The sequence below is a fragment of the Nostoc sp. genome (genome assembly GCF_036917395.1).
GTDB lineage: Bacteria > Cyanobacteriota > Cyanobacteriia > Cyanobacteriales > Nostocaceae > Nostoc.
Window position 1 is genome coordinate 327,757 of the sequence record NZ_JBALDI010000029.1, and the last position, 9,192, is coordinate 336,948.

The window sequence follows — 9,192 nt, forward strand, 5'->3', positions numbered from 1 at the left end:
TAAGATTAGGTCTTCAAAACACTAATAATTGAGTTTTGAACTTGATTGTTGAAATTCAAAACTAAAAACTTTGACAAAGGCCCGGCTCTTATCTCCCATCTTGGGTAAAGTCTTGCGATCATCGGAACTCAAATCAACCAAAAATGGTAGCTTTTCTTTAATCGTGGCGTAGACGCGAAGCGGCTTGTCGTAGACATCGCTTGCAACACAGCATCTCTATCTGTTTGTGCGAATGTTGCACTAATTGGGGTCGTAGACATAGAAATCACTCTCCAGTAAGTGTCTTAAATCTAGAGTGCCCACATATACAACTAAATTCAATACGCCTGCTTTGCTTAAGACTTGATCCTCCCTAACCCTCCTTAAAAAGGAGGGAATTAGAGCAATAGCAGTTCTTATAAAAACTCGTCCCCAACTTGATACTTCATTGTAAACAGTTGACAAATTAGTGGTGTTTTAGATGTGTTACTTTGCTCCTAAATTGGTAGCCCAAACTCATCTAATCACCAATCATGGATCAATTCTCATCTGTTTAACCTTATCAGTAGACATCTGGGAAAATTAATTATGCATTCACTCAAACCCTTGTAGAGACGCGAAATTTCGCGTCTCTACATTCTTTTCTGGAGATGTCTAGTTCATAACGCAAATTGATTGCAGTCCAAAAGTTCCGGGACGGGCGAGACGCCCATCCCATAAGAGTCATTCTTTTAGTTAATTAATTCCGAGCAATACCTTCTTCACGCGCTGCACGTTGCACAGCAGCAGCAACAGCAGTAACGACGCGCTCATCAAAGACTGAAGGAATAATATGTTCCCGAGCCAAATCTGAAGGTTTGACTAAAGAAGCGATCGCACTTGCGGCTTCCAGATACATTGTGGTGGTAATTGCCTGGGCCCGACAATCTAAAGCACCACGGAATACCCCAGGAAAAGCGAGGACGTTATTGATTTGATTTGGGTAATCACTGCGACCGGTAGCGATCACAGCAACATATTCACTAATTAATTCTGGCTGAATTTCTGGTATCGGATTTGCCATTGCAAACACAATTGCATCTTTCGCCATTGAATGCACCATTTCTGTTGTCAAAACTCCCGGTGCGCTGACACCAATAAAGACATCTGCCCCTTGCATTGCACCCGCTAACGTCCCCTGAGCTTTCACGGCAAATTCAAGTTTTTCTTCTGTCAAATCAGTGCGACTAGTAGAGATAATCCCTTTAGAGTCGCACATCCAGATTTTTTCTGCCCCAGCTTTGGTCAGTAACCGAGCGATCGCCACTCCAGCCGCCCCAGCACCGTTAATCACGATCCTGATTTGGGCCATTGACTTATTTACCAGCTTTAAGGCATTAAACAACGCAGCCAAGGTAACAATTGCTGTACCGTGCTGGTCATCGTGAAAAACGGGGATATCTAACTCCTGGCGCAATCTCTTTTCAATTTCAAAGCAGCGAGGTGCAGCGATATCCTCTAAATTCACGCCCCCAAAAACTGGAGCGATATTCTTAACTGTCTGGATAATCTCTTCTGTATCTTGGGTGGCGAGACAAATAGGAAAAGCATCTAGCCCAGCAAATTCTTTAAATAGCATTGCTTTGCCTTCCATGACTGGGAGAGATGCTGCTGGGCCAAGATTTCCCAAACCCAAAACGGCACTACCATCGGTAACAATGGCAACAGTGTTTTGTTTGATGGTTAATTTATAAACCTCCTCTGGATCTTGAGCGATCGCAGTACAAATTCGACCGACTCCGGGCGTGTAAGCCATTGCTAGATCGGACACACTTCTTAAGGGAATTCTGCTAGTAATGCTGATTTTGCCCCCGCGATGCAAATTAAAGGTGCGATCGTAGACACTGAGTAACTTGATGTCTGGCAATGCTTTGACTGCTTGCACAATGGTTTCAGCATGTTCGGTACTAGCAGCATCCACAGTCAGATCGCGGGTAGACTCTTTACGGGTTTGCTCGATTAAATCAATTTGACCAAGATTACCGCCAGTGGTGGCGATCGCCTGGGTTATCGACGCCAACATCCCCACACGATTGGGAATCTGCAAGCGCAGTGTCAAACTAAAACTAGAATTAGGAGTTAGGTTTGCCATGTTGATTTTGGATTTTAAGTTTTAGATTTTATATTGAATTGATACGAAAACTAAAATCTGAGATTTGTAGTCAGTGGAAACATAATGAATGTAAACTCCTGGGGGAAGCCTCAGTAGTTAGTTTACTCACTACTCACAGTTTTGATAATTATTTTTATTTATACCAATGCATTTACTAATATAAATGAGTAACAATTTAGTAATTGTACCCAAATACACCAGATATTTTTTTAATGTTTTATCTGTGTAAATATTTGTATAACTATAGTTTCATCAAAAAAGCGCCCTCTAAATAGAGAGCGTGAATTACAGGTGCGTAGGCGTAGCCCGTCGTAGACATCCTTGCCACAGGTACTGTCTCACCAGCAACCAAATCCAGGGAAAAGTTGTAAGCATTGCGCTTGTGCATTATTTCTATACCCAAATTGGCGCGGTTAGACATGAACACACTACATGACGATGATTAGACTAGTACAGCACGGCGGAAGTCAAAAGAATTGTATTCCGGGCTTTTGCACCATTTAAAATCTCTAAAAAGCCCATTCCATAATACTTTTGACTTCCGCCTTGCCCTTGGCTCCCAACCTCTGCTTGAGTAAAAGTAGTAGTGCAGACATCTTTCTAGAGTCTTATATTAAAGAGCTTGAAAGAGACTTAAAAAATCAAAGGGGCAGCTATTTTGCTTACCTCATGCAGGGAAACAAATTTGTGCTGGTCTTTTTTCGGAAGTTAGAGTCAGGCGATCGCTAGACACATCCCCGACATCTCAAAGATGTCGGGGATGTGTCTGTCGCTTTCAATTAATTCTGCTTTTTTATTGGGCATTGCTGTATAACGACGCTCGAATTCGTGGCGGGTTAAGCGATCGCCACTTTCTAAAGTCGGGATGGAAGCGCTATTATTTAAGCCATGTTCCCCAGAAGCCGCCATTACCTGATTCCTCATCCGCAGGAGTGTAGCTTGAATCTAACATAGTGGAGCGCGATGTCTTCCACAAGCCGCCCAGAGGGCATTTACGTAAAAGCATCATTTATTCTTGCCTAAAAATTCAGTACAAAAACTAATTTATTACTCACAACTTTAGCAAAGTTTCAGCATTATTACTAATTGACAAAAGTGATTTTATTTCAAAATCTCACTAATGGTGCCAACCAGACGCTGTTCGCGTTCGCTTAGAGCGACGCAGGAGCGTCACCCGTAGGGCTTGCTGTAGACATCACTCTCCCTAATAATAGATACTTTTCTCAATAAGCAGTTGAGAGTATTACCATGACCATTCGTATAACTGGGACAGAGGACTTTGGAGAATTTTGCCAGGATGTACAGTTGTTTAATGACTATGAAGGAAAAGAGCAATTGTCTACTTGGTTTGGTAAATACAGCTTTCACTGGACTGGGCTTCGCCATAATCTTGGGCTAGGAATTCATACCAATGAGTATTCTCAACCAGTAATTTTTGAGCAAAAACATGATGACTCGCCTTTGCTGACATCTAAATTTTTTCTGTCTAGTGGTGTGAGAACTGTTACACCAAATGTGCCCGGAGTCAGTGACGATTATGAAGAAGTTGCGGGTTATAACTACTTATTTTGCTTGCCTGATGTTCAAGAGTTTGAACATTTTAATGCAAACCAACGCACTCAGTGCATCAGTATTTACTGGTATCCTGACTTACTTGACAGTTTCCAGGGAAGCTTTGAACAGTTGCCTACTTTGCTTGAGCAGTTGAGAGAAAATCCAATAAAAGAGCGCTTCCATCAGCCGTTAGAAGCAACCACACCTGCAATGTGGTTAGTACTCAAACAAATATTGCAGTGTCCGTTTCGAGAAAAACTTAGACAAATGTATTTAGAAGCAAAAGTGCTAGAACTACTGACACTTCAGATTGCACAATGGGGGGAAAATAATCTCTTATTGCAGCGATCACTTTATTTCCGTGCTGATGAAATTGAACGTTTGCATCACGCCAAAGCTATTTTAAATCAAAGGCTGCCACATCCACCTTCTCTACTAAATTTAGCCAAAGAAATCGGACTCAATGACTTTAAGCTCAAACGCGGATTTCGAGAAGTGTTTGGGACTACGGTTTTGGGATATGTGCAATCCCTGCGGCTAGAGCAGGCAAAACAGCTACTCCGAGGCACTAATTTGCTGATCGCACAAATTGCTTATCAAGTGGGATACGAAAGTACCAGTCATTTTAGCTATCTGTTTAAGCGGCAATTTGGCATGACTCCTAGAGAATATCGTCAGCCAAAAGGCTTGTAGTAAAAAGGACATCCCGATTCAGATAAAAAAAAATCCCGATTCCGATATTTGCGCTTACCTTAATTTCGTATTCTCATAAACAGAGTTATATAAAATAATTCTCAAGTATCGACTCTGTTTTGAGAAATCCGGTTGGGTGTGTGGAATGATGAAACTGTTGCGTAGGCGTAGCCCGTCGTGGACATCGCTATTTATTTCCTGTTTTTTTATTGCTGTGGTCATACAACCAACTCAGGCAAAGCAAGTAACTGAAATTCCTAGCGTACAAGAACTAGACCGTTCCGCAAGAACAGTCAAAGAATGGTTCGCTCAAATAGAACAGCAGAACCCAGCAGCCCAAAGTCAGGAAGCTGAAGTTGTACAAGTGACTTCAGTGAAGGCAAACCCCACCTCTTCGGGTGTGGAGGTGATTTTGCAGACATTAAAAGGGCAACAATTGCAAGTAGTGAATCGCTCTTCGGGCAATAACTTTATTGCTGATATTCCCAACGCTCAACTGCGTTTACCATCAGGTGATGCATTCACGTTTCGCTCTACTAAACCAATTGCAGGTGTTAGTGAGATAACGGTAACAAACTTTGATGCCAATACTATCCGTGTGAGCGTTACAGGGGAAGCAGGTGTACCACAGGTTGAGTTGTTTGACAGTCCAGATGAAGGTATCATCCTCTCTGTTGCAACTGCTGCATCAAGAGCACAGCAACCTCAAAGGCAACCAACTCAACCACAACAGCCAGGGAGTCAAACACAGCCTAGTCTTCCATCGCCAGCAAGTAATCAACCAATTGAACTCGTGGTGACAGGTGAGCAAGACCAGGGCTACAACCCCTCACAAACGAGCGTTGGCACCCGCACTGATACGCCTTTGCGAGATATTCCAAATACTATTCAAATTGTACCGCAACAGGTAATCAAAGATCGTAATGTTACCAATGTGAATAGTGCGTTGGAGAACGTCAGCGGTGTTCAACAGAGCTTTGGAAACATTTCAGTTCGTGGCTTCACGGCACAACAAACAGTTGATGGTGGTTTATCAGGCGCGGCAGATTTTTCTAACGTTGAACAGGTTGAAGTGCTGCGCGGTCCAGCAGCAGTTTTGTTCGGAGCGGGCGGACTCGGAGGCATAATCAACATTACGACCAAACAACCTTTGTTTGAGCCTTACTATGAGTTGGGCTTGAATGCTGGCAACGATAGTGTCTACCGGGGGACGGCTGATCTTTCAGGACCACTGACTTCAAACAGAAATCTGCGCTATCGCCTGAACATTGCGCTCCAGGATGCTCACGACTCGCGAAACTTTTCAAGTTCACAGGAATTGTTTATTGCACCGACCATTGCCTGGGATATCAGTAATGATACAAAGCTCACCGTAAACCTTGAATACATCAATACTCCATCAAAATCTTATGGAGTCCGAGCTTTGAATGGCTCATTTTTGGGGCGAGATCCTAATTATGATTATCCTGATGATACTTACACTGACAGTGCAGGAGTGCAAGGAGGCTATCGTTTTGAACATCGGTTCAATAAAAATCTTCAGCTTCGCAATTCGCTAGCCTTCAGTTCAGGACCTGGACATGGAAGAGGAATTAACTATGGCACGTTGTCTGATCAGCAATTTATTGACAGAACATACGCTGATGATAAATACGTGTATGAAACCTATACGACGCAAACTGGGCTGCTAGCAAACTTTAATACCGGATCAATCGCTCATCAAGCGCTGTTTGGTGTTGATACAAAACTTGATAGGCAAAGATTTTTTGGTTTCGGTATATCCTTGCGATCGCTAGACATTTCCAACCCGGACTATGATATTGCACGACCATCCGCTGATACACCCCACACCTCTGATTATAATCAACAATACAACACTGACTCCTATGGGGTTTTCCTGCAAGATCAGATTAAGTTTCTAGATAACCTCATCCTGGTGGTGGCTGGACGATTGGATTGGGTGACAATCACGGCGAGTGACTATGTTGCAGGTACTGCTGATACCAACTACTCAGCGACATTTAGTCCCCGCATTGGCATCGTCTATCAACCGATCAAGCCGCTTTCGCTCTACGCCAACTACAGCCGTGCCCTTGACACTGCCGATATCACTGGTCGTCGGACTCGAATGGGTGAAACCTTTGCTCCTTCTCTCAGTACTCAATATGAAGCGGGTATCAAGACCGATTTTCTAGATGGTAAACTCTCAGCAGTTTTAGCCGCTTACCAAATCACAAGAACCAACGTGTTGACACCTGATCCCCTCAATAATGCGGACGAGGACTTTAACATTCAGATTGGGGAACAGCGCAGTCGCGGCATTGACTTCAGCGTGACGGGTGAAATTTTACCGGGTTGGAATTTGACAGCAGGGTATTCTTACATTAATGCGATCATCACTAAAGATGAAGTCTATGGAGTGGGCAGTCCGGTAGTATTTACGCCACATAATTCTGCTAATTTGTGGACAACTTATCGAATTCAAAGCGGCAATTTGCAAGGTTTGGGCTTTGGGTTAGGCGTATATTTTGTCGATGAGCGCCCGGGTGGTGAATTTATTTCACGCGACTACAAGATACCTGCTTATACTCGACTTGATGCGGCTCTGTTTTACCGACGCAACAACTGGGAGGCTGCGCTCAACTTTGAGAACTTGTTTGATTCGGATTATATTGTCAATTCGCGCGGTCCTGGGTCAGAGACTTTTGGTCCGCCCTTTACAATTCGTGGTTCAGTCAAAGTGCGGTTTTAATCCTCTCAATTTCTGCGCCTGAATCCACTTTAATGATAATGACATTACCCTACCCATATTGGGTCTGCCCCTTGGTCACCCGCTCGTTTTGAGTCAGGAGAAATTTTAACCATGAGCAAATCTAAAAAATTCCGCGATGTGATTTTCAATCTACACCGCTATCTTGGTTTAGTGGTTGGCTTAATCGCAATCATCGCTGGCTTAACGGGTAGCTTACTGGTGTTTATGCGCGATATCGATAACTTCGCTTTCGCTCATAAGTATGGAGCAGTAACACCCCAAGGCGTTCACGGAGTGTCTCTGCAAGAGAATCGCCTGCCTTTATCTGTGTTAGTGGACAAGGTAAAAGCTGCCCATCTCAACGAGCCAGATTTTCAGATCAGTGGGATTTTTCCTTACGGACTTTACTTTGATTCAACACCAAAACCTGATGTACCTGCAATTATCGGCGATTTTTTGGTAGATCCTTACACGGGCAAGTTTTTAGCCCAAAATCCCTCCTGGTTTGGCAGCGAATTCTTCGGTAAAGTGTACGAAATTCACACTGCCTTAATGATCGGCGATGTGGGTGCCTACATCCTTGGGGTAGCGGCTACGTTAATGGTGATTCTGAGTGGAACGGGGATCGTCCTTTGGCCGGGATGGAGAAAACTCAGTAGCGGATTCAAAATCAAACTTGATGCTCATGCCAAACGACTGAACTTTGATATTCATAAAGTGGTTGGGATCATTTTAGGTGTAGTGTTGCTTTTGCCTGTCGGAACAGGTGCTTGGTGGGATTTTCCACTTTTTGGTTCCACTCTTGAGATCATTTTTATGCCTGTTGATGCCGTTGCTAGCATTTTCACGCCTCAAACACCTCAGACAGTAGACTCTCCGGCTACTGCTTCTACTCCGACTCCAGGTCAGAAGCCTTTTCCCTTAGATGCGATCGTGCAAAAAGCTCAAGCCGCCTTACCGAACTTCTCCATATTTAGCATAGACGTGCCCAGTGAATCGAAAGCAGGAATATACGACTTTCGTATGGTTTCGCCACGAACGCAATCCTGGGACAGTGAGGTGCATATCGATCAATATACGGGTGAGATTTTACAAGTTGTTGATGGAACTAAAACAAAGTCCTTATTAGGTCGTTTGTCCAACTATTCAACACCCTTACATTATGGCGTTTTTGGTGGGTTATTTACCAAAATTTTGTACGTATTCGTAGGAATATCTCCTGCTATTTTGTTGGTCACAGGTTTGAATATGTTTCGTCTTCGTCGTCAGAGAGTTTCTCGAAAGAATCCGGTCGATCTCTCCAATGAGTCTCAATCTTAAATATTTAGCTGGATTCAATTGATTCTGTTTAGCAATCCAAATGGCAGTACATTAGAAGAAAAAATGACTGTTGCAGGGGTTGCAGCCAGAGTGGGTTATGCCAGCCCCCACAGCTTTTCGACAGCAGGTAGAACCTTACTGGCTTAAGCTTTCATAACTTTAACTAGATTTCGACTTCGTGCGATCGCCATATCGTAGCAGCTTTTCAGTAGCCATTTGATCGTGAATTGGCAAAGTTATTCATCTATAAACAGTCCGGCTTAAAGAGAAAAAAGTCTGGGTTGAAGAGAAAATCATCACCTAAATCCCATATACTACTTGCAAACAACTTTTAATTGTCTTTAAAAAAATCAGGCACTATTGCCAGTCAGATTAATAAGTGTGTGGGACGACAATGTTTAAACAACAACTTTTGACGGTGGATGTACTTTCTGTGCTGTTAACTCCACCTGCTTTTGCACAAGCAATTGAGCAGATACCTCAAGGAAATCAAAATAAGAGAGGATCAGTAGTAACTAAAATTCCCCGATTGAGTGAGATTGATAGACCTGCAACCAATATTAAAGATTGGCTATCTCAATCCTCAACGCTCCCCCAAGAGCGGGAGGAATACGGCATGAGCAATGTCTATCTCGATCAATACAGTGCAGGACTTACGCAACTGTCACAAGCAATGGCACGGTGTAGCCGCACCGCGCGCCAAACAACTAGGCGATAAACATGGAAATATCTGGACATTTTA

The 9,192-nt window shown here is 43.3% G+C and carries 7 protein-coding genes and 2 pseudogenes; 5 read left to right on the top strand and 4 right to left on the bottom strand.

Annotated features, from left to right (window positions below):
• Positions 1–72: 72 nt before the first annotated feature.
• From V7K46_RS12380 to V7K46_RS12395, 4 genes and pseudogenes are all read right to left on the bottom strand, one after another.
• Positions 73–260, bottom strand: a pseudogene (locus V7K46_RS12380) (hypothetical protein); the annotation flags it as partial.
• A 458-nt stretch (positions 261–718) separates the two neighbouring features.
• Positions 719–2,110, bottom strand: a complete 1,392-nt coding sequence (locus tag V7K46_RS12385) for a malic enzyme-like NAD(P)-binding protein (protein ID WP_335113417.1) — start codon at positions 2,108–2,110, stop codon at positions 719–721.
• Between the two features lie 262 nt (positions 2,111–2,372).
• Positions 2,373–2,552: a hypothetical protein gene (locus V7K46_RS12390; RefSeq protein ID WP_335113448.1), complete on the bottom strand. Its 180-nt coding sequence runs from the start codon at positions 2,550–2,552 to the stop codon at positions 2,373–2,375.
• A gap of 353 nt (positions 2,553–2,905) precedes the next feature.
• Positions 2,906–3,040: pseudogene (locus tag V7K46_RS12395) on the bottom strand (Uma2 family endonuclease); the annotation flags it as partial.
• Between the two features lie 339 nt (positions 3,041–3,379).
• On the opposite strand from V7K46_RS12395, the gene V7K46_RS12400 reads away from it, so the two are divergent.
• The 5 genes from V7K46_RS12400 (at position 3,380) to V7K46_RS12420 (ending at position 9,168) form a co-directional block, all read left to right on the top strand.
• Positions 3,380–4,378, top strand: a complete 999-nt coding sequence (locus tag V7K46_RS12400) for a helix-turn-helix transcriptional regulator (protein ID WP_335113419.1) — start codon at positions 3,380–3,382, stop codon at positions 4,376–4,378.
• Between the two features lie 145 nt (positions 4,379–4,523).
• Positions 4,524–7,130: a TonB-dependent siderophore receptor gene (locus tag V7K46_RS12405; protein ID WP_335113421.1), complete on the top strand. Its 2,607-nt coding sequence runs from the start codon at positions 4,524–4,526 to the stop codon at positions 7,128–7,130.
• A 111-nt stretch (positions 7,131–7,241) separates the two neighbouring features.
• Positions 7,242–8,450, top strand: a complete 1,209-nt coding sequence (locus V7K46_RS12410) for a PepSY-associated TM helix domain-containing protein (protein ID WP_335113423.1) — start codon at positions 7,242–7,244, stop codon at positions 8,448–8,450.
• Between the two features lie 18 nt (positions 8,451–8,468).
• Positions 8,469–8,597 (top strand): hypothetical protein, encoded by a 129-nt coding sequence (locus tag V7K46_RS12415; RefSeq protein WP_335113425.1) that lies wholly within the window; start codon positions 8,469–8,471, stop codon positions 8,595–8,597.
• 247 nt (positions 8,598–8,844) lie between these two features.
• Complete coding sequence (locus V7K46_RS12420; protein WP_335113427.1) at positions 8,845–9,168, top strand: hypothetical protein; 324 nt, start codon at positions 8,845–8,847, stop codon at positions 9,166–9,168.
• The last annotated feature ends 24 nt before the right edge of the window (positions 9,169–9,192 follow it).

Excerpts from the sequence above, each read along its gene's own strand:
- V7K46_RS12385 (WP_335113417.1), bottom strand. The coding sequence starts at position 2,110 with ATGGCAAACCTAACTCCTAATTCTAGTTTTAGTTTGACACTGCGCTTG.
- V7K46_RS12405 (WP_335113421.1), top strand. The coding sequence starts at position 4,524 with ATGATGAAACTGTTGCGTAGGCGTAGCCCGTCGTGGACATCGCTATTT.
- V7K46_RS12410 (WP_335113423.1), top strand. The coding sequence starts at position 7,242 with ATGAGCAAATCTAAAAAATTCCGCGATGTGATTTTCAATCTACACCGC.
- V7K46_RS12390 (WP_335113448.1), bottom strand. The coding sequence starts at position 2,552 with ATGTCTAACCGCGCCAATTTGGGTATAGAAATAATGCACAAGCGCAAT.
- V7K46_RS12420 (WP_335113427.1), top strand. The coding sequence starts at position 8,845 with ATGTTTAAACAACAACTTTTGACGGTGGATGTACTTTCTGTGCTGTTA.
- V7K46_RS12400 (WP_335113419.1), top strand. The coding sequence starts at position 3,380 with ATGACCATTCGTATAACTGGGACAGAGGACTTTGGAGAATTTTGCCAG.